The sequence below is a fragment of the Bradyrhizobium sp. Leo114 genome (assembly GCF_055229415.2).
Genome location: NZ_JBUYEN020000010.1, coordinates 125198 through 151422, shown reverse-complemented (window position 1 = coordinate 151422; position 26225 = coordinate 125198). Strand labels below are relative to the sequence as shown.

Sequence of the window (26225 nt, the reverse complement as noted above, 5' to 3'; positions counted from 1 at the left end):
TCATAGTCGGTTCGCACCGGCCGCATGGTCTTAGTGGACAAGTCCGTCGTCGCTACTCGCCGGCACGACCCGTTTGCGTTCTTCCACCGTCAGTCGTTGCAGCGCGCCTGGGCCAAGATTACCCGCGCCGACGATCTGCACCGGACTATCGGGGTTTTGTGAGCGCTGCTCGCGCTTGCGAGGACGTTCTTCCTCGCCATCGCCGCCGCCGAATCCGAGGAACTCGACGATAATGACGGAGGATGGTTCGTTGGCCCGCTGCTGCGGGGGCGCCGCCTGCCGGGCCGCGGCCCCGGCCTGGTTTCCGGCTTCCGGCAGTCCACTGATATTCGGCGGCTCGATCACCGGCACGCCTTTGGACTGGCCGCCGACTTCGATATTGGCGACGTTCAGGACATGCAGCGCCGCGAGATTGAGATTGCCCGCAACCCGGATGCCCGCATCCCCTGCATTCACCGTGCCTTCGGGCGCAACGAGGTCGACATCGCCCTGAACCACGCCAGCAAAACCGATGATGGTGCCGATGCCACTACCGGAAATATCCGCCCGCTCTTGGACACGGGTAACCGCATCAACGCTAGTGGCAACCTCCGGCGCCGAAGGAACGCGGGCCGTCTTTGCGCCGCGACCGGCATCGATATCGCCAAGTGTAGCCCATAGCGTCTCGTCTCCACCGCCAAACGTCAGGACACGCGACCGATTCACCGTGACGCTTTTCTTCACGAAGACACTGATATCGCCCGGCCCGAGCGCAACGAGGCCTTGCCCGTCCCCGATGGCTGCGCCCAGTGCTGCAACCTGCAATCCACCGCCGGGAGCCAGCACCTCGATGCCGCCGCCGGCCATGGTGCGCAATGTCAGCGACTGGCCGAGCACATCGCCCTTCCAGCCCTCGCCCGGGAACAACGCCGCGATCGCTGCGTAGCCGCGGTTGTATCCACCATTGAGCGGCCGGCCCTTGCTGTCGGGCGTCAATTGATCGCGGCCGGCCTCACGCAGCTCCTGCATATAGACGCGATAGACGAACGCATGGCGAACCAGTTCCGGCAGGCTTAGGAAGCGCGCCCACGCGTCGAGCGGCGACAGGGTCTCGCCGGTCTTCTCTTCGATGAAAGAAACGAGGCCAAATCTGAGCAGCTTCTGCTGGCCGTCGCGCTCCTCGCTCCGATCGGTGAGATAGAGCGGCACCAACGTGCCGTCCGGCAGTGTTGTCGTCAAATAGGCCGGCATGGCCGCGACACGCGAGGGATCGAGATAAGCGGCGATGAAAGCATCGTAGGATGGCCGCTTGTCCTGCAGGCCTGCCATCACAGAGATCGAGGCGCCCTGCTCCGGTAGCCCTCTGATGTCGGTGCCGACGACCGGCCGGTTATTGCCGTCGAAACTGCGATTGCCGGTCGTGGTAATGGACAGAGCCTCTCCGTAGACGTCGCGGCCTGTGCTCAGCGTGATCAGCCCCGGTCCTTGAACTTGCATGGTGCCGCCGATGATGTCGTTGCCGGCCTCCAGAAGCGAGACGTCAGTCGCATGCAGATTGCGCAGTTGATAGTTGATGTCGCGAATATCCGTGCCGGCACGGAACCATGTCTGCTCCGCGGTCATGACCTGCGTCGAGAGTGGATCGCCGTCGTTCCGCAGGAGCACGTTGGAGATGGTCCCACGACGGGCGTAGATGCGGCTCGGCTCATAGTCCTCGGCGTTGGGCAGCACCGCGGGGTTGCGAATGCTCTGCAGGAAGAGACCGTGAACTCCGTAAGTGACCCGGTCGGTAGAAATGGCATTCTGCAGCATGAAGTGGAAGCTGCTTCCGCTTTGCCGCGGATTCTGGAATATGTCGTCGAAAGGCGAGCCCGCGAAACTGATTACGACACCGTTGATGCCGTCCACAGGCTGGAACGGAGACGGCATCATCTCCGGAATGGCGCGCGTTTGGGTAATCGAGCCCAGGATGATGTCCCGGTCGGCGAGCAACTGCAGCTCCGGATGTGTACCGGGCGCGGTGTAGAGCCTCCCGAAGTTGACGATGTCGCCATTCAGCGCGAGCACGTTCGTGATCGCAGGATAGAGATTCGTGGCGAAGAGACCGATCGCACCGTAGTCGGAATCTCCATCGAAAACGTAGCTGAGGTTCAGGTCCTTCGACAGGAATTGACCTTGATTGACGAGTCGAACGTCGCCGCCGATCGATACCAGATTGAGAGCGGTGCGGTTTGTATAGCCGCTCATGATCGCGCTCTGACGAGCGATACCGCCCAATAACAGAGGGTCACCGCTCAGCATCAGCGGATCGAGCACGGTTTGGACGATCAAATCGCCGGCCGTGCGCACACTCAATTCGGCGTCGCCGAGAGCGAACACAGGGGCGATGTTGTAGATTCCGGCGGCGCGTCCGCTGATGGTTACGGATCGCCCGGTCGCAGTCTCGCCCGCGGTGACCGTGCCTGTGCCACGGCCGACATAGTAGTAGCCAGCGCGGAGCGCGCCTTCGACGTCGACAGTCAGTGCACCGCCATTGCGCATTTCCAACGATTTGGCCTCGCCGCTCGTGCGACCGCCGCGCACCCGACCGTTGGTCGGGAGAGCCACGAGAATATTGTCGAGATCGCCTCCGGCGAAGACCGAGACATTGCCGCCACCGAGCGCGCCAACGCCTTGCGCAAAGTTTGCGTAGTCAATCCACCAGGAGCTCTGCTCGCCCGGACGGAAGACATAGTCTTGATCCGTGCCGCCGACGTGCTTGAGCCATTCAACGAAGAGCTGGTTGTCCTTCGGGTTGGCCGGAAGCGCCGACGAAATGCTGCCTCCCGCGGCGATCGTAAGGTGTCCACCCTCGATTCCGTAGGTCGCCGCTGAGGGCGCAGTGAAGTTGTCCCAGGTCGTCGTATCTTTGCGCCCCGCAGTGTAGACGACCGATTGATAGTGAGCGAGGTCGAGGTTGCGCCCGGCGCGGAGATCGATATCGCCGGTGCCGGTGCGCACCAGTATGCCACTGCTGCTGTTACCTACCGTGATCGTGCCAGAATTGCTGCCGAGACCGGCGAGCGGCATCGTGGTGATCGCCGAGGCCGAGCCGAGATCGGCCCCGGCGACGAGGCGAAGATTCCAGGATGCGGCATCCTGCAACACCCCGGACCGGTCGGCCCGATCGAAGCCGTCACTGAGGTTGCCGTTGATGATCAGATTGCCGGCAGCGCGGAGCGTCAACGTGCCCTCACGCTGTGAGGCTCCAAAGTCGGCGAACAGGTTCCAGGCCTGGTCGATCAACAGGTCGCCGGTGCTGCGAATCTCGATCCCGGACATGAGCTCGATGCCGCGTGAGCTGAGCCCTAAGGCAGCCGCGATAACACCAGCATGGGTACCGAACGTCTGGGCATCGCTAACCGCCTGGACCTGAACCGCGCTGGTGGCCGCACCGGTATAGACGCTCACGCCCTCGAGCACCGCCGAGCGAGCGCCGATGATATGGGCCGCCAAAGCATCGACGGCGATGCCATCGTGGCCTGCGTTCTGCAGCGCGCGGAAGCGCACCCGGCCGGCCTCGCCGCCCGCGACATCGATCGCGCCGCCGCGGACATCGAGCCTTCCGCCCGCCGCCTCGAGCGTTACTCGGCCAGAGCCAAGTGTGGCGTCGGTCGCACCGGCAAGAAGATGGGCAGAGCTCTCCATCACCAGGCCATTGCCACCCGAGATCAAGATATTGCCGCCGTAAGTCGCGCGCGCATCAACGCTACCGGCGATCGTCACCCGTCCCTGGTCGGCCGCGAGTTGGAAGTCTTCGACCTTGGTCATGCCGGAAACGACGACATCGCCGGATCGGATACGGAACTGGCGCGAGCGGGTGAAGCCCGCCGCATTAAGGCGGTCGGCGAAAGCTGCAAACTCCGGCAACTCGGCGATGTCGAGCACGAATGTGCCGCCCTTCCCGTTCGCTCCGGCCTGCGCGGCGACCGCGCCATCGAGTACAACCGTGCCGCCACCAGATGCCGTCGCCGCAAGACTGCCGGCATTGCCACCGCCAGCGTGCGCAGCCAGATTCAAGATCGCGCCAGAGCCAACGACAACATTGCCGCCGTCGACGGCGGTCAGGCTGATGCGTCCGGCATCGCCATAGGCGCTGACGTCGAAGAATTGCTTGGCGAAGCCGCCGACATCGATCACCGCGCCGTTGGACAACGTCACGCCACCTGCGCCGGCCGTCAGTTCGACCGCGCCGCCGAGCGCGGCAATGCGGGTCGCGACCTCAATCGTCTGGCCGCGGAGCGTAAGCCGGGTGCCGAGGCTCTCCTCGAGACTCGTCGATGCCGTGCCGGCTCCCGCGAGCCGTAGCATGCCGCCCGTGATCAACGACTGCGCAGCGCCGCTGCGCCCGGTCAGCAAGGGGGTGTCGATCGTCAGTGCTGCCATGCCGGTGTCGATCCCGCCATTGCCCTGCCCTGTGATCTGGCGACGTCCCGCCATCACGACATGATCGAAACCGGAGATCGTTTTCGTTCCGGCCCCGAGAATGAGCTGGTCCGCGGCCAGCGTCAGCGTGCCTGATCCGGTGCCCGCAGTCGCAGTTCCTCCACCGCTGTTGATGAGCGCGATAGAGCCGCCGGACACCTCGATGTCGTTGGCGCCATATCCCGCAAGGCCGGCGCCATCGAAGGTCACCGAGGCAAGTCCGGCGCCGCTCAGGTTAAACGAGGAATAGAAATCGAGCGTCGTATAACTGCGGAGCGTCAGGCTCTCGGCGCGATTCAATTGCTTTAAGGATTCGAGAGACAGGACGAGGCCGTTGGTGCCGCCGCCAAAGCCGATCCGGCCCGACGCGACGGACAGCGAGGCCGCCGACAGCACCGCGCTTCCGGCAAGCTCCGTCGTCTGTGTCGCATCGATCAGAAGCGCACGGTCAGCCGTAAGGCGAACGCCTTCGCCGACCCGCACCGTGCCGCCGATCGTCGTGTCCACGTTCTCGCGGATCACCTGGACGACATCACCGTTCGACACGCGGATCAGCGCGCCATAGTCCTTGGACGGCGCCACCATGACGTCGTCGGCCGGGTTGCCGTCGTCCCAACCGTCGGGATCCTCGTAGCGCGCCGCCACCTGCGGCTTCATGATCAGATTGCCGGCGCCGCGCGTCGCCGTTCCCTCCGCCCTGATCACGCTGCCGGCGCCGATGTCGACCAGCCCGCTCGCCGCAAGGATAATCTCCGGCCCGGTGAGGGCCGAACCGGAGTCGTTCCGGACGAGGATGTCGCTCGCGGTCACGTCGAGACGCAAGCCGAGAGGATCCCCTGTGCGCGTGCCGCCGATCAACAGACTTCCGGCGCCGAACCTGGACAGGCTCGCGGAATCGATGACCAGGTAACCGTCGGCGCGCAGATCCGAGCGATCAACGCCTGCACCAACGATCGCAATCTTGGTTCCGGCGATGTCGATAAGAGAACCGCGGCCCCCTTCCGGGGTCTGCGCTTGCAGGCTGCCGTCGAGGATCAGTTGCCGCGTCGCCTTGAACACGACGGCGCCGCCATCCAGCGGCAGCCGCGGCGTCACCACATTGAGCCCGGTCAAGCGATATTGTGTGAGCTTGAATGTATCGGAGGCGAAGAAGGTGTTGGCGAAGGCCTCGTTGTACTCGGTGTACCGGCGCAACTGCGTGCCCGTAATCACCCGCCAGACTGACGAGAGCTGGTCCTCGCTGCCTAGCAACGCATCGCCGCGCCGACCGCTCATCATGACCGATCCGTCGGCAAGGCTCACAGGCCTCGCCAGCGGCGTGGTCGTCGCCGGGGAAACGAGCGAGACGAGATAAGCGCCGGGCAACGCCGCGTAGCTCGACGGCAGCAGCGTGTACCAACCGGCCGCTAAACCATTGCCGCCAGCAAGCCAGACTCGATCACCGACCATGCCGCCCGGTGCCGCGCCGTTGAAACCGGGGATCACCGCATAGCCGTTGGCCGACGTCAGGATGTCGTGCGAACCGCCGGGCCCAGGCACGAACTCACGGGCGTAGAGGTCGCCGCCGCCGCGGACGTCGATGACCGACCCCGCCCGACTCTCGACAACCGGGGCTTCAAGCGAAATCCGCTTCTCGGGAGGCGAGGTCAGAACACCGTCGGCGCCCACCGCACCTGGCTTGGTCGGATCGAGCCAGTTCTCTCCGTTGGACAGACTTCCATATGGCACGGTGAGCCCAGCACCCGACACCGATGTCACACTGCCGGCACCGAGGATCAGACGCTCGCTTGCTTTCAGCGTTATCTGCCCGAACGGCGCTCGAAGCACGCCGTTCTGTTCGATGACAGGCGCCGCCAGAGTCAAACTGCCGCCGGCCGACAACGGCGGAGCGACCACGTCCTTCCGGTCGACCGTTATCCGATCGGACGCTTTGATTGTCGCCTTGGTGCCCGTCGCCGGATAGACCTGCCCGGCTCTCAAAACCAACGCTCCATCGACATCGAGAACAGAGAGCGGCGGGATGCTGGCGTCGAACGGTGCATTGAGCCGCAACTCGGATGTATCGAAGGCCGTTTCCGCGAAGCCGCGGATATTCATCTCACTGTTCACGTCGATCACGGATGCGACCAATGTGAGCCCGCCTTCGCGCCTGGTGCTGGACTGTCCGGTTCCAGTCAATGACATGTATGGCGCGATCAGGCTGGAGCGGCCGCCGTTGAGATTGACGAGCGGTGCCGAAATCTGAAGAGAACGATCCGCTTTGACGACCGCGTTGTCGAGCTTGATGCTTGCTGCCGTCGTCAGCGACACGTCGGCGAAAGAGCCCGACGCCAGCACACCCGGTCGAATGTACGCATTGCGAACCTGCACAGTGGACGGGAAAATCGCCAGCAAGTCCGTCCCGACAGTATCCCGGAGTTCTTGAATGGTCGCGTCGGTCCAGCCGTAATTTCTCGGATCAACACCGCTACCACTTGCCGGTGGCGCGGAGGTGATGATGATGTTTCCGCCGGTTCCGGCTTCGATCATTTCCTTTGAAATGAGCCATGAGCCCGATGCTGGAATCCCCAAATCCCGGGCGATTCGCGCAAGGTCGAACCCGATCACGTCGAGCGGGTTGTAGTCGCACGCACCGTTGGCCGCATATCCCCAGCAGTCGGGATCGAGTTGTCCGAGCCCCGCATCGTTCTTGATCGCCTCGATCGGATTGAAGCCGCCCGAGACCTCCGCGTTTATCGAGATCTTGCCGTTAACCGCACCAGGGCCGCCCGCCTTAGCGACCAGACGACCTGCAATCACACCCCATTGCAGCGTGAGCGAGATCGAACCGCCGTTGCTATCGATGCGGGAGTCGAGGTTGCTGTGCTGGAGGCCCCCTATCGGAACCTGGACAATACCGCTCGCGCCCGAGACGTCTATGAGCGAACCGGCATCGAGGTCCAGCATGACGCCTTTGATGCCCACGGAGCCGCCAGGACGAACGTCGACGACAGGTTGAAGGTTTCCGTTCTTGACCAGCGTCGATACGCCACGCGCCAGCAATTCGGCGCCATCAGCGAGCATAACGTCGCCGTTGTTCGCCGAAAGCTGGATCGTTCCTGCAGGGGCATCCAGCGTGCCCTTGACCACAACCTGGCTGCCGGTTTCGGAGGTCGCAAGAGAAATGGTGCCGCCGATGTCAGTCCTGACGACGGCGCCAGCACCGACGGTGACATTGGTTCCGCCTGCCAGACTGAGAGCATTGGGCTTGCGTTCGACCCGCTCGTAGACAGGCAGAACGGCAAGCGTTCCGAGAGCCGCGATGGACGTCCCCGTTTCGGCAGCGAATGCCTTTTTAGTATCGATCACCAGATTGGAGACGCGATGGTCGATGTTCGCCCCTTCGGTAACCGTAATCGTGCCTTGCGTCGTGATCGCCAGCGAGCGGAAGCCGCGATCACCCAAAAGAGAATCGTTCAGATGGAAAGCGGCGGTATTTGTGCCGGCGCCGCCCAATTCGACATCGGAGCTCGTGATGAGCTCCAGTTCGCCGCCCGAGCCCGCCGCATAGCCGCGAAGATCGATATTCGACAGCATATCGGCATCGGCAATTCCCAGCCTGATACGTCCCGCGTCACCGGCTGTGATGCTGGGCTTGCTGCCACCGCTGAGCTTTGCCCCGCCAGAAACGTCGATAACAGCGCCTTGCTCGAAGTCTCCGGCGACCTGAACCGTACCGCCATCGATCTTCCGAAAGAGCGACGCTGCCGGGTTCAAAAGTTCATTGATCCACTGTCCGCTGACGTCGATCCGCGAATTTGCCCCGAAAGTGTTGTGCTGGCCGACGAACCAGATATCGCCGCCGGCGATACGGATCGTCCCGTCGATAGTGAATGTGGTCGGCAGGTTGTTCGGCACGTTGGAGATAACGTTCAGTTTGGCTCCGGGCAGGAGTTCGAGCGCTTCGCCTTCACCGAGCGTGAAACCCTTGGCGACATAGAACTCGAAGGAACCCATGCCGGACTGGGCAAGCACGGCGGGATCGAGATAGGTGACTTTGTCACGATGCGGATTGGCCGAATTCGGATCGTACCAGATGGTGTCGAGCGGGCTCGAGACGTTGAAATCATCAGCCAAGCGAACCGGATCGCTCGCGATGATGAGCTCGCCGGGTAGCCACAACCGGGCCGGATCGCTGTTGGCGCCAATCTTTAACGTACCAGCCTTCGCTGGATTACCGAGCGCCGCCTGGCGCTCGCCGACAACCACGCCGCCCCAATAGCTACCTTCGAGAACGAGTGCTTCGGCTGCAAAGAGTTGAATCTCACCGGCGTCACGCCCCTCGGTGTATCCCTTCTCGAACGTGCGCGCTGACTTGCCGAGCGGGTCAGTCCATGTTTCGCTGATACCCCACCGGTCATGGCGACGGGTAAAGCCCCCCGCTACCCCCGTGTAGAGCTGGTCGGGCAAGGCGTCGCCAATATTGTAGACTCGTCCATCGGCGCCGCGCAGCTTGGTGGTCGTGTTCCAACCATCCGTATAGCGCACCGACCCACCCGAGACGTCGAGCAATGAGCCCTCGCGGGTAATGATCGAACCGCTGGATTTTATTACGATCGAGCCGGCCTTGGTGGAGAGTTCGGCAAGATCAGTCTTGCCCACGCCGACCCAGGATGAGACGTCGGCCAAAGGCGTGCCTACCCAACGGCCGGGCTGGCCGTCGATCCAATTGACCTCGGCCATGGGCCCGCTGGTGAAGTCACCCGATCGCCGTCGATCCACGATCACTTTGAGGCCGCGCAACCAGGAATCACGATAGAGCGGCGTATCGCGCAGCTCGTTTATGTAGAGCTGGGCCTCGACGAAGTTGCGGTCCATCGACACCGCGATGTCCTGCAGGCCCGCGACGCTCAAGTAGGCATTTTCGCCGATGTAAACGCGGCTGCCGTCGCGAACGGTCGGCTCGCCGGATATCGGCTCTTCCCCCGAAAGCGGCGAGGTGCTTGCCACGATGCTGATCTTGCCCGCCGGAACGATCACGCTTGCGCCTGCCTTCACATCAATCAGGTTTCCGCGCAACTCGACGCGGCCGGGCTGATAACGTGTCTTGAGCGATGTCTGCTCGATCTCTTCGACGTCGCTCAGGTCGGGTGTCGCCAGGGTGACGCTGTTCGAGCCCAGGGTCAGACTTCCGGTCGACCAGTATTGCAGGGGCGAACCGCTGAACGAGCTGCCGTTCGCCATCATGCCTTGATCCCAGGCGAGCAGCCGGATCGAGCCATCACGGTTGTTCAGCTTTGTGGTCGTGAAAAGCCCGCCGTCTTGTACGATCTCGCGACCCATGATCGTAATATTCCCGCGGTCGCTTTGGATCACACCGTCATTGGCGACGCGGTAGCCGACCGAAGCCGCCCTCGCCGCCATTTCGGGGAAGACGATGTCGCGCAGATCCTGCGTGAAGGCATTGGTCGGAGCTAACGGATTGGTCGCGGCCTGCATCGCATAATAGTCGAACAGCCAGCGCATCGGTGACGATACGGCGACGTCCAGACCGCGCACGCCCGTTTGGCTGGTCAAGAGATAGATCTGCTCACCGGCAGCCATGATCACTTGGCCATCCGGGGCGGAGATCTGACCGGAATTGATCACTTTCGGCGCGAACAGCATGACCTTGCCGGCGCTCGCGGTCTCGATCCGAGCGCCGGCCTCAACGCTCACGTTGCCCGGCGCCGCGCCGATCACCGCACCCGGAACCTGACTGGGGTCGTTGACGGAGACGAATTGGTTCGGCTGCCGTTGCTCCAGATAACCGAACTGGGGCTTGTAGACGTAGGTGTTGCCGCTCGCGTCGGTACCGTAAAGCTGCTTGTTGATACCGGCCAGGAACTGCTCATTGGACAAGGCCAGCGAAGAAGCAACGAGCGCCCCCACATTCACCTGGCTCGCGCCACCGAAGATGATGCCGTTCCGATTGATAATATAGACTTGGCCTTCGGCCTTGATGGAGCCGAGGATTCTGCTCGGTGCCTCCGAAGGATCGAGAACGCGGTTGAGCGCGATCCAATCCGACGCATTTGAACCGCCTGCGCGCTGGTCGAAATAGAGCTGGGTGCGGCCGCCGACGTTGAAGGTCTTCCACTCGAGGATGGCTTTCTGCTGCGATTGCTTGATCGTGACGTTGGCGTTGCCGCCACTGACGGTCTCGGTCGGGAGCTCCGCCCCCTGCCACAGGTTCGCCCTTGTGGCCACGCCCGGAGCCACCTGAAGACCGCCCGGCCGCAAGCCATTGGGCACGATATCCGGCGTGGCGCCGAGCTGGACGCGCGCCGCATCGCGAGCGGCCTGCTGGCTTGCCTGCATGGCCTGCACCGCAAGTGTCGCGCGCTTCAAGGCATTCTGCGCATCACGCGCCGCCTGCGAAGCCTCGAGCTGGACGGCCTGAGCGGCCGCGACCGCAGCGGCCGTGGGAGACGATGGTTGTCCGCCAAGAGGCCGCGCCATTGCGCCCGGCACAGTCGCAATGAGAGCCAAAGCGCTGACGGTCGCAAACAACTTGGCACGACGTATTGTGAACTGCGACTTGCGACTGCTCGACGCCATGATCATTCCTCGACGGTTCTTAATCGGTCGGGAACATGCCGTTCAGACGACGCCGCCCGGACATCCAACTGTCGGATGCCCGCTACAAACGCGTCTTGAGCCTATCCCCTCAATGTCACCCGGTAAGACCGGCCGAGCAGCGCGTTACTGAACCGCGCCGGAGAAAAAAATTCGAAGGAGAGGGAATGTTCTCGTCGCACACGCATTCGGCGTATTCTATGACACAACGACGACACCGCCGGGCAGTTGTGTAATGCGCGCGCCATAAACGTCCTGGATAAGCGCAATGAGATCGTCGATACGGTCGAGCGTAAGCCGAACTTCCACGCGACGCCGACCAAGCGCTTCGTTCATGAGCATGATGTGCCCTGGCCGATAGCGGTTGACCTCGCCGATCACTTCTGAAAGTGGGGTTTGACGAAACACCAACTGGCCTTCGCGCCAAGCCAGGACGGCTCCAACATCGGCCGCGACAACGGGCTCCAAAGCGCCTTGGGCATAGGCGACCTGCCGGCCTTCATACAGCGTGACGGAGTTTCCGGAGTAGTCGATCGCCACCGAGCCGCGTTCGCAGGTCACGGTCGCCCGCACACCTTCGCAGCGTACATTGAAATGCGCGTCGACAGCGCGGATGCGGCCGCCTGCTGCCGTGATCGTCAGCGGCGCATCGAGCGACTTGCTTGTGACGATGGCCACTTCACCCGACACCAGTTCCAGCGGCCCTTCACCGGCCGCGTGTGGCATGTTGAGGCTCGTACGCGTGTTGAGATCGATCGAGGCGCCCGATTGCAGCGCAATCCGACGTCGCTCGCCTATTGCGGTCCGCAGGTCCGCCCGCAACTCGGAGGCCGACGGCCAAAGATCAAGCGGCGGCTTCACAACAAAGTAGCCGAGTGCCGCAGCCGCCGCAGATGCCCCCGCGGCAGCCAACATCGTGCGTCGGTTGAAGACCGCGCGCCGGGGACGTCGCGATGCCGATGCGATGTTGTCCCAGAGCAGGTTCGCTTCCGCGAAGGCTTCAGCGTGCAGTTCGCTGCGCTCGCACCAGCGTTTCAACGCCGCGGCATCGGCCACGGTGGCGCGTCCGGAGGTCAGGAGCACCAGCCATTGCTGTGCTTCTTGTTTAATGGTCGCCCGCATGTCGGGCGGTGTGATCGGATCGTCTTCGCGCATAGCACTTCTAAGACCCTTTTCGGGGACCAGAACTGAACCTGCGATTCAGCTTTCTTTCAAGCCGATTGGAGCAATGCCGCAGCGCATTCAAGAGCTCCTTCTCGACCATCCGGGGAGAAATGCCAAACCGCTCTGCGATCTCCTCGTGCTTCACATTATCCAGCCGCGCGAGAAGCAGAATGGCTTTGCGGCGCGGCGTCAGCTCTTCCAGTGCAGCCCGGAGCATCGCAAGCTCCGCTCGCGCCTCAGCTATGCGCTCTGGATCAAGCGCGCCATCCATCGTGTGACGAATCGCTTCGATCTCAGAAGCGGTGAGTTTCCGATTGTCCTTCTCCCTTTGATCCGCCGCGACATTGAGAGCCATCCGGAACAGATAGGCCTCGGGCTGCTGCACCAAGCCGACATCGTCTATGCGCGCTATTCGCAGCCAGGTTTCATGCAGCACCTCGGTCGCCAACGCGTCCGAGCCAAGCCTCCAGCGAAGACGTTCGCGAAACCGTTGATAGCTTGCTTCGAAAACCTTCATCATTCGTGCTCGCGCGCCGGTCATGGTCGTGCCCCCGCGGAGCGAGAGCAACCACCATTCGACGACGCGGCGCGCAGGATTATCGTGATCGGTTGCGGCAAATCCCGTGGCGGGGGCACGACGGTGTCACTCGTAATTCGCGTCGTGATCGCCGCGTCGAGGCTTTCATTGCCGGTCGAACCAAGGAGATGCAGGGCCCGTATCCGCCCGCTCTCTTCGATCCACACTTGAAATGCAGCGCGGTAAGTGCCAAGCCGCGTGTCGTCATTACGGCACAACGCGCGCTCGACGGAATTCTGAAGCTCGGCAAAATAGGCACTCTCGTCAGAGCGATGCGTCGATTGCGATCCCGGGATGCCGACTGTTGGATTCGGCGGCGGCGGGCCTACCGTGAAAGCGTTGGCACCGACGTAGCGGATCGCAAGGCCCGTTCCGGCAAGGAGCACCTGCAGGGCGTCGGTCGGAGAAAAACGACCTTTGACGGGCGGCGAGTGCAACCCATTCGCCAACTCGCCGTCGATCAGCGCCGTCATGCCTGTCCGATTGGCGAATTCAACCAAGGCGCTGCCGAGCGGCTGCGCGGCCAGATCAAAGTTGATGTGCCGCTCGCGCGCCATCGCCCCGCCGATCGGGGACAGCGCGAGCATCAGCGCCAATCCTTGACTGAGCGGCCGGCAGGTACATGCCCTGCGGACGCGCGCGGTTGCGAGCGCATCTCGCATCAAACGCCCTGCCCCCTTACAAACGCAGCGATCTGCGGCACGGTAGCTAGGTCGGGACCATTACATTTTTATGACGGCACGAGCGTCCCCGCACAGCCATCGTTCCGCCGGATCGCCCCTGACCGCCCTGATGCGGCAAGACCGGGCACCGCAACCTGCTGAATCGCGGCGCAGGCCAGCGAAGCTGCCGGCCTTGCTGGTCGAAATGGCGGGCAGCGCGCAGCAGGGGCCGCAGATCGATCGCGTCCCTTTCCGCGACGGTAGGTACGCTCGGTATCGGAACAAATTCCGAGACCCGCACGTCTAGGAAGTGTGTGGGACTAAGCTATTCTTACAGATCTCGATGGTAGCGGGGGACGACTCGAACCCAGGACGCAAACATTCTGGCCTCTAGTCTATACTGGCGGCAAAGGCCAGCATCGACGTCCGGCGGTGCGCGCGCTGAAGAACAGGGTCGCACAATATGCCCAACCGCACCCTGCCCGATTGTCCTTGATCGAACGCTGCTCGGGCCTCGTGGCGATTATACATGCGAGAAGAGCCGGCCGATTTCTACGCTGAGCTACGCCGCAACTCTCTCGCAAGGAAACAGTGCTTTTGTCTCGCCGGATCTTCGTTCAAATAGAGATGCGAGAACCACGGGAGCAAACGCCGGACTCTGTTCGAGAGACACTGGGTACAAGGCTTGGACAACAGGCTGCAACGCGAGTGTCTCCGGAGGTGACCAACTCATAAGGAGCCACACGAAAGCGCGTGAGACGCTGAACACTCGCTGGTACTAACATTCGCTGCGAGTAACAATGCGGGAACAAGGGACGGAAAAAACGCCTTTTATATCAATGGGTTAGACCATTGGTGCGCTCGGAGGTTACTCGGAATTGTTGTAGTTTCAACCCGTTAGGACGGCGAGCCGGCAAGTTTGGTGCGATAAAAGCGGGTAAGGTACAATTCGATTAGACAATTTTTTCGGGGGCAAAATCGAGGTGGATTTCAGCGAGAAATGTGGAGGAAACCGCCCCGCCGCTCCCTCCCCCTCTCCGCCGGAACCAAAAAGAACGCACCTAGGGCGATCCCCTTTCACTACCCCCCACATCCACGATCCACGAGCTTTGATGATGCCTGCCAACGACCCGAACGAAGCCTATGAGGTGACGCACCCTCCGGGGAACCCGCACGACATACCGGCGGGCTGGTGGGACGCAATGGGATTCCGGTGCATCACTTCGGACGATGCGGCTTAAAACTCAGGGGGCAAAGAAACAATGGCAATCAACCGAAGAACGGCGGCAATTTTATTAATCGCGGTTGCTGCGCTAACCGGCCCGACCTCCTCCTGGGCTGAGCAACTGACGCTTCCTTGCAAATTCGAGGGTAGCGAGCGAGGTGGCGCCGAACGCGAGAAAGATGTGAATCAGATCTATATCGATACAGAGCTTCCGGCAGTTGAGCTTCGCGTAGCGCAGACGATGGGGACATCCGACCAAGTCTATTTCGGCTTCCGAAACCGGCAAGCTAAAGGAATGACCGACGACAAGGTCCTGCTATATTTCCTCGGCTCAAAAATGAGCATGGCGGCAATTCGAATGGGGGTGCCGACCTCGATTGTGCTTGATCGCATCAGCGGCTCAATGGTCTGGTCGTGGGCGGATGAAGCAGGTTCGCGGGCCTACCGTTACCGATGCAAACCCTAGTTTGCCATCCGGTGGCTGGTCGATATCGGGCTGAAGAGGGGGAAATAGATGGCGGGGAAGTTTGGAACGTCCGCACTGGTGCTCGGCCTTCTCGTGGCGTCACAGCCAGCGCGAGCAGACGAGAATAGAATGGTATATGGCGCCGGAATGCTGACGTGCGCCGAATGGCAGAAATATCGGGCGACCGGCGATAAGCCAGCCACCCTCCAGTTGCAGTCTTGGCTCGATGGCTTTCTGTCTGGCTTTAACATGGTGAGCGACATCGATTTTATGCATCCAAAACCGCAGTCTGTGGCCTACTACGCTTGGATAGATAACTACTGCGTCAAAAATCCCCTAAACCACCCGGCAACGGCTGCGGTAGCCCTCAAGAATGAGCTGACGGCAAGGACACACAATTAGTGCGGATTTGCCGCCGGCTCGAGCTGAGGCGAAGCCTAAATGACCGCGCGCAACTTGCTCGCAATTCTGATTGGAGATGTGCTGTGATACCGAAGCGCACTGACGGGGTGCAGACGATCATCTTCGCGGCGGTCCTGTTCGCCATCTCCTGCGGCGTGCTGTGGCTTAGGAACAGGGGGCTGCTCCCATGATGATGAGATGGGTCGCCGTTGTATTCGTTTCGCTGGGCATCATGGATTCTGCAGCATTGGGGCAGTCAATCGGGGACACCCGCTGCAAAGATCCAACCTACACGGCGATGGCGGTTGATAAGATTAAAAAAGCCCTGTCCGGCGTTGTGGACGCTGTTGAAACGGTGCCGCCTGACGAGGCGGAGTATATTCGATCTGAATCCGGGAAAGCGCTGGAGCAGCAAAATGCGGCTCGCTTCAATGCCGTCGCAGGCCGACGCTTCTATGCCGCGTTTCAGTTCCACGAGGAAGCAAAGGTTGCTCTAGAGAATCTCAATGCCGCCAGGAGTGCCGGAGGCCGCGACCAAGCTCGTTATTTGGTGGTCGTGCTATCGAGGATTGGCGAGCTTCAGGAGAAAATGCCTGAATATTTGTCCGCCGACCGAAAACGCGCCCAGCCCCTGGTGAACGACGGGATACGGGATAAGATGTACTTTTTCTTACCGACCGCGAAGGCTATGACGGTTAGCTTACTTCAGTGCATCATAAGCGTCCTTTGACCACGATGTCATCGCCTCATCCAATTTGATCGGATGTTGTTCGTAACAAGTGCGCCTATGCCGCGGCTCAAGGCGTGAGACCGTTCCTCACCTACCCTGACCTCTTCGATCAGAATTGGGCCACCAGTAGCCTGCTGGCTGAAGAACTGGACGCAAAGACGATCACTCGCGCCGAAGCTGACCTCCGGATGCCGCAAACCCGTTCGCAGATTACCGCGGACGAGCAGCGCCGAAATCTAGCGAACAGATCTGTTGCGGCCCAAGAAAGTACGGCCGCCGCTGCCTGGCGCGCGGCCCAGGTTCCGTGACCTGCAACACCGTGGGCAGCACAACAACTTGCTTCTGATTCTTTGAACCCACGATCACTCGACGCGCCGCTCTCGGCCGACGGCACGTTCACCCTTCAAGACACGCTTTCGACCGAAACGGACAGTGGGTACTGGGACATCAACTTGATGGCATCTACTGGAAGGCGAAAACAATGGAAATCGGAGGCATTCCGCACTCGTAGCGTCCTCGCGTTCCGACCATCAAGAGAGAGAGACGGACGAGCTGATGTGAAGGCCAGATGAAGGGCGACCTTGCACCTAATGCCCAACCATCAGCATGAAGTCGCTCTCGCCGACGATTCGAATGGCCGCGCCGGCGGCGATCAGACTCTCGCACTTACGGTGCTTCGAGCTCTTTTCTTGCCCCTTGGTGAGCCGGAGATCTTGATCGCCGACTACTAGGATTGTGGTCTTTTTCGTGACGGAGTCAGCCACCGTGCAGCCGGCCTCGGCTGCGGCTAAAGCAGCCTCGGAACGCTTAACTTGTAGGGCGCCGGTGAACACGATGGTCTCGCCCCACAGTGGGCCATCAGGATTCCCATCACGGGCGATCCGCTCATACCGAACTGGGTTGATACGTTTCGGAGTCGGCGTCTCTGCCGTAGATTTATAGCCGACCTCATCTACCCAATTCTGCAAAGTCTTTCCGCCATTCTTGATGGCCTGTAGCAGCAATAGACCGGCCGCCCGAGCATCCTCGGAGGCATCATGGTGTCGAAAGTCGATGCTGAACGCTCGAGCCAGATTTGCCAAGCCATAGCCGCCATCTTCTCGGAAGTGCTCCCAACTCCGGCGAGCTACCTGCAGAGTATCAACCCACACACAGGGAAGGCCCTTGGCTCCGTATTTCTGGGCCGCGCGCGCCAGTGCCGTCCGGTCAAAGGGACTGTGGTGAGCGATTGCTGTATCTTCGAGTACCGAGCTGATGACCGGCAGCACTTTGTCCATCGTCGGCTTACCGGCGACATCGTCCGGCCTGATGCCGTGGATCGAAATGTTCATTGGATCGAAGTAGTCCTGCGGATCTACCAGGATCGTCAGCGACTTGAAAACCTCGTTCTGCCGAAAGTGCACTAGCCCTATCGAGCAGATGCTGGCCGAATCGGCATTGGCCGTCTCAACGTCTAATGCGATGAAATCTGAAACCCCCATAGTGGCCCTCGCCCGTTGCCCTCGACCAAGATCGAGCAAATCGTCGCTCGTCGCAAGGAATTCCGGGAGGTATTGGATGCCGGAGGATATGAGACGAACGTCCCCTTGCCTTCGCCCTGCGGTTGCGGTTGGATGCCGCCGCGAATATGGGCACTGGGGAAGTCCTAATGGGGTCGTTTTCACACGAGCAAAAATGGGAGCAGACATTTCGCCTCCGAGGCCGTCAGGGCGTCGGGCGGCATTTTCTTTCCATGCTCTTTTGGTTGTGGGGTTTGGTTGGACTTGTGTTCAACGCTGGCACCCTGATGGGACTCACGGGCTCGGTCGGAGTCGGAACGTCGGCATATCTCACGGCCACAAGCCTGATCTGGATCGGCGGCATGGTACTGTTCGGTCTCGGCGCATTGCTGACGCACGCCGACTTCGATGGCGAACGCCCTCTCCCGCCAGACACGGCTGATATCAACGTATGACAAAGTGCTCACAGTGCCCCACGCCGGCGGTATACCTGGTCGGTGACGATGAGAGCGAAGGTGGCGCACCTCTGTGTCTTGCGTGCTATGGCCGTTTAGAGGACATCAGATTTCGGCAATATTTGATGTTGTCTGCCAGCTCTAATCAGGCTCTGGACGATATGGATTTCATGGTCGGATCTGGTCGCACTGGCGGTCGAATTCCGGTCGAGGCGCTAGCCAGAGCAGCATCAATGTCGAGAACGTACAATCACATTAGAATATCGAATTCGAACGTCGGAGTGATCAACACCGGCAATCTTGCGCGCATCGACGCTGCGATCACGATAAGCGAAGGCACCGAGCGCGCTGAATTTGCGGCGCGGCTGAAGGATCTTGTTGAGCGAGTCGCCGCGGAACAGACTGCAAGCGCAGAGTTGAAGCGAGAACTGATCGAAGTGACGACCGCGATTTCCGATCAGGTCGTTAGTAAGTCGCCCAGCAAAACTGTTATCGGCACGCTTTTCACCCAGCTTGTCACCATGTCCTCTGGCTTCACGACAATTGCCGCTGCCGTCGAGAACCTCCACCGAGCTTGGCTGGCTATTTTGTCGTGAGGCACCATGGCGACCGACCATGACGAATTCGAAAAACGCAAATGGGCTCACGAGCTCGCAAAGAAGGACGCCGAACGCGCGCACGATCAGCACCACGAAGAGTGGGCGAGTAGGAACAAGGCGGCGACTGATGCGGCAAACTTGGCGCTCCGATCGGCCGTCCTGGTAAACGGGGGCGCTGCGATTGCTCTACTGGCATTTGTAGGGAGTTTGGCCGCGCAGGGGCGCGTCGGAAGCGGGGAGATCAGTGCTGTCGCGAATAGCCTGTTGTGGTTTGCCGGTGGCGTCGCATTCGCTTTATTGGCGACGCTCGCAGCATACGTCGTCAATTTGTTGCAAGCCGACAGCGTTGCTGCAAAACAGCGAATATGGGACCATCCTTGGGTGAAACCGACACCTCGGTCACAAAGTTTGTTGTGGGCCGCACGGGTTTTTCACGCTTTGGCGATCTTGGTGGGAATCGCCTCTTTAGCGTGCTTTGTGCTTGGGATTTTCGATGTAAAGGCAGCGGTGATCAAGATTACCGCCGCGCCGCTTGGCTCTCCGCGTCCATGAAGGCGGGAACTTGATGACTGATCAGATGCAGGAAACGCCGGCTCAGGTGGGCCGCTATTTGGCAACCACGCATCTATTGAGAGCAATCATTGACCTAGTCGCCGAGCTTGCCGAGCGCGACGCCGCAGATGTTCGAGCCGAAATCAAAACCCGTGTAGATAATTCGACGGCCATATTGAGGCTGGGAGCGAGCGGCCGCCCGGAGTTCGAGCAAGGAATTCAGAAGATGGACCTCGCCATTAAGGCTGTTCTTACCGACAGCGCTCCCGAGGTTAAAAACTAGCGGATGTTTTGCGAGGCCGCCTTGGGCGGCCTCGCTTATTTTCCAAGCCACGAAACTTATGCCGCTTCAAGCGCGCGCTCTTCTTCCTCCGCGCGCTTCTTTAGGCGAGGAGCAAGCTGGGTCTCGCCGCTTTCGATTGCGTCGTTTGCCTCTTTCACTACGCTGGCAAAGATTGCCTCCGAAGGGTCAATCTTTCTCTCTTTGGCAAGCCAATGAGAAACATCAGACCAGTCGTAGAGCGGCGCCTCCGAAGTAACGCGGGCGACGGGTGCCGGGAAGTTGTCCTTACGCGTGCCCTTGGCGTAGTTCGAAATTGCTTGTTTCGTCAGCTTAGAACGAGCGGCGATATCCGTCAGGTTCACAAGCGGATCCGGTTCAATTCGGTCAACGCGGGCTCCCGCTTGGCGAACGTTTTCCACAGCCGACGCTATGGCCTCATGAATCGTCGCCGCCTCCCGGGCAAAATCCACTATGATGTGGCCCTTTTGGAAAGCTATCAACGCGTCATCGCAGCCGGCTTTGTAGAAGCGCGCCTCAAAGTTCTCCGCATTCGGATCGAGGCCCGAAGCGATGATGCTGAACTCAAACGTTTTCATCGTTCTACTCCTCTTCCTTGTGCGGGCAGCGATCAACCGCCCGGCGAATCTGGCGCGCGTGCGCGTCGGCGCTCCGCGGAGTGCCGTTCACGCCGAATTGGCAGCCGTCTTGATTTGCTTGAGCGCAAAAGAGGCGACCCCAATGCCCCATTTTGCGGAACCTCCAACCCAGGGATTCGGCGTACACTACGGCAGCCTCAATCTCTTTGTTCGGGTGCGCTGGCCTCTTGGCCATCACGAGCCCAAATGTATATTTCTGTTGACACCTGTCAACAGAAATCTCTGTAGAGGGTTCCCCCGCAGCTTCAAAAGAATCACGTTTCAGCCCCCAAGCCTCTGATTTTTATTGGAAATCCTATTCAGAATAGCCTGAGACTATCCGAACAAAAAGACCCACGCAATCAAGCCGCGAACCGCCAAGTGCAGTAGCCTATGGTTGCGCCGGGTTGCTTTTCCACGTCAATCCACAAGCTCTAGCGGCTTGCTCCAGCAACGACCGGGCGCGATGCTGGGGGCATGGGCACCAAATCCCGAGAAACCATTTACGGCGCCTCTGTGCGCGCGGCAGCGGAGCGCGCTGCGGAGGCACGCAAGCAGGCCGACAAGCTGGCCTGCGAGGCATGGAATAAGCGGATGCTCGCCTTCCAGGGTCCTGCCCAGCCCTCGCCTGCGCTCAGCGATGCGCTCAACGCCGGATATACCTATCTGGAAGTGAAGTGCCTCGGCTGCGAGACGCACCAGACGGTCGCCCTCGACATCATCCGGCGGCGGAAGACGACGCCGATCCACGAGCTAGAGCGCTACATGAGGTGCAAGCTGTGCTCGGAGGAACGCGGCTATCCCTACAAGCGCAGCCATCTGGTGGCGCTGCGGCCGAACAAGATTTCTGCTAGCGATCCGCCCTCAACATGGTGGCCGGGTGAGCGATAGTACGGCAGCTTCTTAAATTCCAAGGGAGTACGCTCCCGAAAAGGAAGCAACACATATGGAAGGATTACGGGAGGGGCTTAGAGCCGAGTACGCTAGCCGGCAGAATTCAAAGTGCTCTCGCGAGGAGGGCTGCAGCGGACACCACGACCGCGAACGCAGCGGCAAAGTTCCAATAGCCGCCATTTCGGGCCGCCATTCCAACTTGCGAATTCGCACGGCCCCTGTACCTAAAGCCGCTATTCGAGCGTCGTCCGCTCATGTACAAGTTTGCAGCTTCTTCCTAGGAGCTGTCCATGAAGGAATTATACGCTTGGCTTTCGGGCCAGCATCCAGGTCTCAAGACCTTCAAAGCCCTCCAGCTCAAACTTTCGCGGCTTGCCGCTGATCACCCCGAGCAACGGGCGATGTGCGCCCTGTTTGATGGCATCGTCGGCAAGTATATCGAGGAATTCGACGAAGCGCCGCTGCCGTCGGCGGTTGCCGAGCGAGCCTATCGGCGGCTGCTTGGCTCCCTTGCCGACTCGGCGGACCCGGCACGGCAGCTTGGCAGCCTGAACCGGCTCGCGGCGCTGGATCTGACCCATGAGTCGACAAACATTCCGTCCGTCGCACCATAGCGGATGATGTCGCCCATAGGGGTGTTCCCGGACTACGCCGCGCCGATTGTCCGCAGTGCCGGCGATGGATGCGCGCTAACAATGATGCGCTGGGGCATGCCGCCACCGCCGCACACGGGCGGCCCGCCGGTCACCAACATCCTGGCGTGGATGGCTCAAACCGGAAAACCGATGCCGTCATTTGACCTTTTGTGCGTCCGAGCTATTGGCCGGCGCGGCGTCGAGTGACTGGCCTTTGCGATAAGCGGCCTTGTGATATTGATTGCCTTGCTTTGTGATCTTTGTTGTCCAGCCGGTGTTCCAGGTAATCAGCGCGGCATCACCCTCTTCCTTCCATGTACCGGTCATGCCCTCACCTCGCGTTGCTGTGGCTGCGCCGCCGCTCGACAGAGTAATCTCGAAGGGCTTCCCAGCCGTGTCCTTGACCTTCCACACGCCTTCGAAAGCGCTTGCCGCAAGGGCCGAAAGGCTCGTCAAGCCAATCAGGCAGCCCGCCGCTACCGTGATTATCAATTCTTTCCTCATTGTCGCTTCCTCCGAATACAAGGCCCCATGAGCCCACGGGACGCTTGTACCGCCCAAGGAGTTCCTGCGAAGCTGATGCGACATAGTGACCTGTGCCAGCGTACTCTCTCGCCCAGCTCGCGCCGATCCATCCGAAAGCGATGCCGATGATCCTGACCACGATGAGGAGCGCGACGTCTGGCTGCGCGCGCCGTGGGATGAGGCCAAGGCACCCCAGCGGCCTTGCCCGATGACGCCCTGAAGATCGTCATGCGCGGTCCCGACAAGGAAGATCAACTCGTGGCCTAGCTGGATCACCTCTGACAATTCGCTATTGTTGGCCATGCTGTCCTCGGAGCGTCTCAATTCGTCAGTTCATCAACCTCGGGAACAGATCTAGCGCATTATCATAGAGGACGTGCCGCCGGCGAACATCATCGAGGAGCGGCGTTGCATCCTGCTCCTGAGCCAGGCGTGTGACGATCGGCAAGGGCGTGAACGGCCAATCGCTGCCGTACAAGATGCGTCCCGGATCCGCGATCTTCTCCAGCGCCGGCACAGCCGCGGGAGCGGAAACCCAGCCAAGTCATAGTAGAGGCCGCGCAGGCGGGCGAAGACCCGATCCGCCTCGATGGGATTCGGCAGCTGCAGCGCCGGGGCCAGACCCACGATGCGGTCGGCCAGAACCGGTACGGCGGCGCCGGCGTGTGGCACGATAAACCGGATATTGGGGAAGCGGTCGAGCGTGCCTGTCAGAATAAGATTCGAGACGGCGCGCGTGGTCTCGAACATGAACTCGAGCATCGGCCGAGGATAGGTTAGCCCGGCCGTTTGGCAGCAGGGGCAAAAGGGCGACGTCGGGTGCATGAACACTATCGCCCGCCGACGATCGAGCTCAGCAAATAACGGATCGAACCGGCTGTCGCCCATGTAGATGCCGCGATGATTGCTCTCCAGCGTCACACCATCGGCTTTCAGCACGTCGAGTGCGTGGGTCGCCTCCGCGAGCGCTCCGTCTACGTCAGGCAGAGTGAGGGAAGCAAAGAATCCAAAGCGCTTTGGATGATCGGCCGCCGCTTTTGCCCCCTCCTCGTTGACCCGGCGTGCCAGGATTCGCGCCGCCGCGTTGTCGCCAAAATGCACGCCGGGCGAAGAGATCGATAACATCGCCGCGCGTATTGTTCAGTCGGTCCATCACCTCGATGGCTGTCCGACTATCCCAGGACGGCAGGCCAGGTATACCATCCGGGTGCCGATCCGCCGCGAGTACTGCCTCGCGGTATAGTGCGGGCAGGTAGTGGGCATGAACATCGATGCGCGGCAACAGCGGCGCGCCGCTCCGTATGGGGTCGCTCACGTGCTGAGCCTGAGATTGGGCCACCGCCGACATCGTCGCGGCGCTAGCAGAACGAGGCCACTGAGCACCTTCCTTCTGTGGAAGATCGAACCGGTGATCATATGTTTCTCCGGCCCGCGCTGGCGCTATCTTGAAGCGACCCATCACACGCGTTCCGAGCGCAGCTCTAGCAAGGGAGCGCTACACGATTATTTCCCTTCGCCAGATTCGCGTTACAATCGACATTCCGGCCTCAAGCTCACGCTCCACCGCGGCTAGCTATGGATGGACGAACCTACGTGAAGATCACGCCGGCCGGTGCGGAGTTGTTCGCCGAGAGGGGGGAGCACCAAGTGAGGCTGCCTAGCGATATCACGATGTTTGAATATGAACTGCTCACAAAACGGGATTGGGCGCTGGTCGTGGCGGTCAGCGCGCTCGTCGCGCTGCTGCTGTGCGGCGGGGTCTATTAGCTCGTTACTTAGCAAGGAGCGGGCTTGGCGGCCGAAATGACCCGACTGAGGCGGCCCTTACATCGTCAGCTTGTGCACTTCGCCAGGCTTGAGGTGTAGGTTTTGCAGCTCTTTCAACTGCTGGCGCGTCAGGCGTCCAGTCGCTAACTCCACCGTCCAGCCTTCTGGAATCGCTGTCAGAACCAGGGTAAGCGCTTGGCTCGGTTTAGCTGCAGCGACCCAAAGTTGCTTGCTTGGGCGGATCACCGCATCATCAGCCGTTACTTCAACAATTGTAAATTCGGTGCCGAATGACTCAGCCATGAACGTCCTAATGCCATGGCGGTTGCTTGGTTCAAAAGCCAAATTAGGATGCTGAAAAAATCAACTTAAAGATGGAGCCAGCCAAATCTAGCGCGACTCCCACACTTCGTGGTCCTCTACGACGGTTGGAGTCCCTCACTATCCATCGGTCAATACCCATTTCGCGGTTGTGTGCCAAAATGGTATTCAGGGGCCCTCCAGGGAGGTGACGCGATGGACAAGTTCAAGATCAAGATCGTGCGCATCGAGATGGTTTCGCCCAACGAACGAGGTGAGGACGTTCGCTTGGCGTTTCAGTTCGAGAGCGGTCAGATCCGTTTTTCATTGCCAGTCTTTGTGAACTCCCGCGAATTTGACGACACCGAGGTCGTCGAAGTTGCGCGAAGCAAACTGTATGACATCTTTAGGCAGCTCTGCGGGCAGTGCAAGGGCTGGCGGTTATCGGATGACGAGCGTCGAGAGCTCGCAAGGATCAACACGCGGCCAGCCTCGTAGGCTCGGGGGTCGAAATGCCCGAAGGCTGCTATAGACCACTGGAATGTTGACGGTCAGGAGCGCATAGAGGCTGTATGGCCAAATTTCCCTCAATGCGGCGTATGCTTGACGTGAGGCTGATCGCTCTTCTCCCGCAGAAGTGGGAGTGGCAGGTCTGGGACGACGACATGCTTCTGATGAGCGGCCAGGAGACTTCGCGGGAAACGGCTCAGATCGAAGGGAATAGCGCCCTGTTTTACTTGCTTCGATGTCCGATGTGACCATTCGAAGCGCCTGATGCGAATTATGTCGACTCCCCGATGAAAAAGGTGTCCAATCGCTCGCATCACCGCCCGGCTCATGGCTTCTATCGGTGACGAGACCGCCAATTGCGCTCCCGCCCAATCGAGCAGGGAGACGGCATGCCGCCCAGCATCCGTCGTGACGAGCTTTTGCGAAAGGCAGTCCAGATAGATGCGGCCACCGAAGTCAATAAGTGGCTGACGTCGCCAGGAATGCGTGCCCCGACATAAATTCCCAGTGCTAAACCCCCGGCGAGAAGCCGCAGGATCGGCCCCATGCCGATAGGTGGCAGCCAACGCAGTAGACCTTCTAACGGGTCAACGCCCGGCCCGGCGCTTCGTGTACGCGCTGCCGGAAATTCAGCCAAGGGGAATTGACATGATATCGAACAGGAGATCTCTCAGTTCCTACAACCACAAACTCGAATACGCTTTGCTTGTTGTGGTGCTGGTTGCGATGGCTCTATGGCTCGCCGTCTGATCCAATGCCGATGCAGCGCGGCCACCCGTGAAATTTCCCGGCCGGCGGAGCGCCGGCGCGGATAATGTGCGACAGCCGCCCGCCGGAAGGCGCATTCGGCTGATGGATAATGAACGCATTTCCACCTGTCGGCTCGCGCCCGAGGAACCACGCGTCTCCGTTCGGACTGCGATATAGTTCCTCTCTTTTGGGGCCCACTCTGAGCGCTTGTCTCCCGGGAAAGCTGCTATCGCTCTTTCCGGAAATCGATGCTGCGCAAAACGATGCTTGGCGGTGTGCCCTCGAACTCAGTCGCTTGATATTTCCCGGCGGCGCAGGCTTCGATGCGCTCGCGCAACCGCATGAACTGCGCTTCACGTTGGCTCGCTCTCGCGCGCACAATACCTTCCAGTTCATCCATGGCGGAGGTCGAGACCGCGCAGGGAATCTCCTTTTCGCCGTCGAGCATCGAGAACAGGACAACCATCCTGTCGTATTCGTAGGCGATGAAACGACCGTGCGTGAGCGTCATGTCACATGCTCCTTCGGGAGTCGCGGCCCTGCCACGGCATCCGC

At 60.6% G+C, this 26225-nt stretch carries 20 protein-coding genes and 3 pseudogenes; 12 read left to right on the top strand and 11 right to left on the bottom strand.

Annotated features, from left to right (window positions below):
* Positions 1 to 30: 30 nt before the first annotated feature.
* The 4 genes from ACZIRK_RS14745 to ACZIRK_RS14730 form a co-directional block, all read right to left on the bottom strand.
* A complete protein-coding gene (locus ACZIRK_RS14745) occupies positions 31 to 11022 on the bottom strand; it encodes a filamentous haemagglutinin family protein (protein ID WP_463327589.1) in 10992 nt (3663 codons plus the stop codon).
* Positions 11023 to 11238: 216 nt separating this feature from the next.
* A complete protein-coding gene (locus ACZIRK_RS14740) occupies positions 11239 to 12195 on the bottom strand; it encodes a FecR family protein (protein ID WP_130226521.1) in 957 nt (318 codons plus the stop codon).
* 7 nt (positions 12196 to 12202) lie between these two features.
* Entirely contained in the window at positions 12203 to 12724 is a 522-nt protein-coding gene (locus ACZIRK_RS14735) for an RNA polymerase sigma factor (RefSeq protein WP_245287283.1), read from the bottom strand.
* A 17-nt stretch (positions 12725 to 12741) separates the two neighbouring features.
* The gene (locus ACZIRK_RS14730; protein ID WP_207231040.1) at positions 12742 to 13368 is read right to left on the bottom strand and encodes a secretin and TonB N-terminal domain-containing protein; all 627 of its coding nucleotides are present in this window, start codon (positions 13366 to 13368) and stop codon (positions 12742 to 12744) included.
* Positions 13369 to 14705: 1337 nt separating this feature from the next.
* On the opposite strand from ACZIRK_RS14730, the gene ACZIRK_RS14725 reads away from it, so the two are divergent.
* From ACZIRK_RS14725 to ACZIRK_RS14715, 3 genes are all read left to right on the top strand, one after another.
* A complete protein-coding gene (locus ACZIRK_RS14725; RefSeq protein WP_463327588.1) occupies positions 14706 to 15134 on the top strand; it encodes a hypothetical protein in 429 nt (142 codons plus the stop codon).
* Between the two features lie 129 nt (positions 15135 to 15263).
* A complete protein-coding gene (locus ACZIRK_RS14720; RefSeq protein ID WP_463327587.1) occupies positions 15264 to 15536 on the top strand; it encodes a hypothetical protein in 273 nt (90 codons plus the stop codon).
* Between the two features lie 187 nt (positions 15537 to 15723).
* Positions 15724 to 16266 carry a hypothetical protein gene (locus ACZIRK_RS14715; RefSeq protein ID WP_463327586.1) on the top strand — a complete coding sequence of 181 codons (543 nt, stop codon included), beginning with the start codon at positions 15724 to 15726 and terminating at the stop codon, positions 16264 to 16266.
* A gap of 587 nt (positions 16267 to 16853) precedes the next feature.
* Here ACZIRK_RS14715 and ACZIRK_RS14710 read toward each other — a convergent pair.
* Complete coding sequence (locus ACZIRK_RS14710) at positions 16854 to 17747, bottom strand: exonuclease domain-containing protein (protein ID WP_463327585.1); 894 nt, start codon at positions 17745 to 17747, stop codon at positions 16854 to 16856.
* Between the two features lie 167 nt (positions 17748 to 17914).
* Between ACZIRK_RS14710 and ACZIRK_RS14705 the strand changes: the two genes are divergently transcribed.
* From ACZIRK_RS14705 to ACZIRK_RS14690, 4 genes are all read left to right on the top strand, one after another.
* Entirely contained in the window at positions 17915 to 18220 is a 306-nt protein-coding gene (locus ACZIRK_RS14705; protein WP_463327584.1) for a hypothetical protein, read from the top strand.
* Between the two features lie 281 nt (positions 18221 to 18501).
* Positions 18502 to 18816, top strand: a complete 315-nt coding sequence (locus ACZIRK_RS14700; protein ID WP_463327583.1) for a hypothetical protein — start codon at positions 18502 to 18504, stop codon at positions 18814 to 18816.
* A gap of 6 nt (positions 18817 to 18822) precedes the next feature.
* Positions 18823 to 19371, top strand: coding sequence for a hypothetical protein (locus ACZIRK_RS14695; RefSeq protein WP_463327582.1), 549 nt, complete (start codon positions 18823 to 18825; stop codon positions 19369 to 19371).
* 13 nt (positions 19372 to 19384) lie between these two features.
* Positions 19385 to 19654: a hypothetical protein gene (locus tag ACZIRK_RS14690; protein WP_463327581.1), complete on the top strand. Its 270-nt coding sequence runs from the start codon at positions 19385 to 19387 to the stop codon at positions 19652 to 19654.
* A 56-nt stretch (positions 19655 to 19710) separates the two neighbouring features.
* Here ACZIRK_RS14690 and ACZIRK_RS14685 read toward each other — a convergent pair whose 3' ends face one another.
* A complete protein-coding gene (locus ACZIRK_RS14685) occupies positions 19711 to 20250 on the bottom strand; it encodes a hypothetical protein (protein ID WP_463327580.1) in 540 nt (179 codons plus the stop codon).
* Between the two features lie 516 nt (positions 20251 to 20766).
* Here ACZIRK_RS14685 and ACZIRK_RS14680 point away from each other — a divergent pair.
* From ACZIRK_RS14680 to ACZIRK_RS14670, 3 genes and pseudogenes are all read left to right on the top strand, one after another.
* Positions 20767 to 21180 carry a hypothetical protein gene (locus ACZIRK_RS14680; protein WP_463327579.1) on the top strand — a complete coding sequence of 138 codons (414 nt, stop codon included), beginning with the start codon at positions 20767 to 20769 and terminating at the stop codon, positions 21178 to 21180.
* Between the two features lie 293 nt (positions 21181 to 21473).
* Positions 21474 to 21797 (top strand): hypothetical protein, encoded by a 324-nt coding sequence (locus ACZIRK_RS14675; protein ID WP_463327578.1) that lies wholly within the window; start codon positions 21474 to 21476, stop codon positions 21795 to 21797.
* 18 nt (positions 21798 to 21815) lie between these two features.
* Positions 21816 to 21972 (top strand): annotated as a pseudogene (locus ACZIRK_RS14670) (SOS response-associated peptidase); the annotation flags it as partial.
* A 2-nt stretch (positions 21973 to 21974) separates the two neighbouring features.
* On the opposite strand, the gene ACZIRK_RS14665 reads toward ACZIRK_RS14670, so the two are convergent.
* A complete protein-coding gene (locus ACZIRK_RS14665) occupies positions 21975 to 22322 on the bottom strand; it encodes a hypothetical protein (RefSeq protein ID WP_463327577.1) in 348 nt (115 codons plus the stop codon).
* Positions 22323 to 22432: 110 nt separating this feature from the next.
* Between ACZIRK_RS14665 and ACZIRK_RS14660 the strand changes: the two are divergent.
* Positions 22433 to 22610: pseudogene (locus tag ACZIRK_RS14660) on the top strand (SOS response-associated peptidase); the annotation flags it as partial.
* A gap of 61 nt (positions 22611 to 22671) precedes the next feature.
* Here ACZIRK_RS14660 and ACZIRK_RS14655 read toward each other — a convergent pair.
* The 3 genes and pseudogenes from ACZIRK_RS14655 to ACZIRK_RS14645 all read right to left on the bottom strand — a co-directional run bounded on the left by ACZIRK_RS14655 (position 22672) and on the right by ACZIRK_RS14645 (position 24413).
* On the bottom strand, positions 22672 to 22860 hold the full coding sequence (locus tag ACZIRK_RS14655; RefSeq protein ID WP_463327576.1) for an amidohydrolase family protein: 189 nt from the start codon (positions 22858 to 22860) through the stop codon (positions 22672 to 22674).
* 29 nt (positions 22861 to 22889) lie between these two features.
* Positions 22890 to 23468, bottom strand: a pseudogene (locus tag ACZIRK_RS14650) (amidohydrolase family protein); the annotation flags it as partial.
* A gap of 699 nt (positions 23469 to 24167) precedes the next feature.
* Entirely contained in the window at positions 24168 to 24413 is a 246-nt protein-coding gene (locus ACZIRK_RS14645) for a hypothetical protein (protein WP_463327575.1), read from the bottom strand.
* A gap of 213 nt (positions 24414 to 24626) precedes the next feature.
* On the opposite strand from ACZIRK_RS14645, the gene ACZIRK_RS14640 reads away from it, so the two are divergent.
* Positions 24627 to 24908, top strand: a complete 282-nt coding sequence (locus tag ACZIRK_RS14640; RefSeq protein WP_463327574.1) for a hypothetical protein — start codon at positions 24627 to 24629, stop codon at positions 24906 to 24908.
* A 988-nt stretch (positions 24909 to 25896) separates the two neighbouring features.
* Here ACZIRK_RS14640 and ACZIRK_RS14635 read toward each other — a convergent pair.
* Complete coding sequence (locus ACZIRK_RS14635; RefSeq protein ID WP_463327573.1) at positions 25897 to 26181, bottom strand: DUF1488 family protein; 285 nt, start codon at positions 26179 to 26181, stop codon at positions 25897 to 25899.
* Positions 26182 to 26225 lie beyond the last annotated feature (44 nt).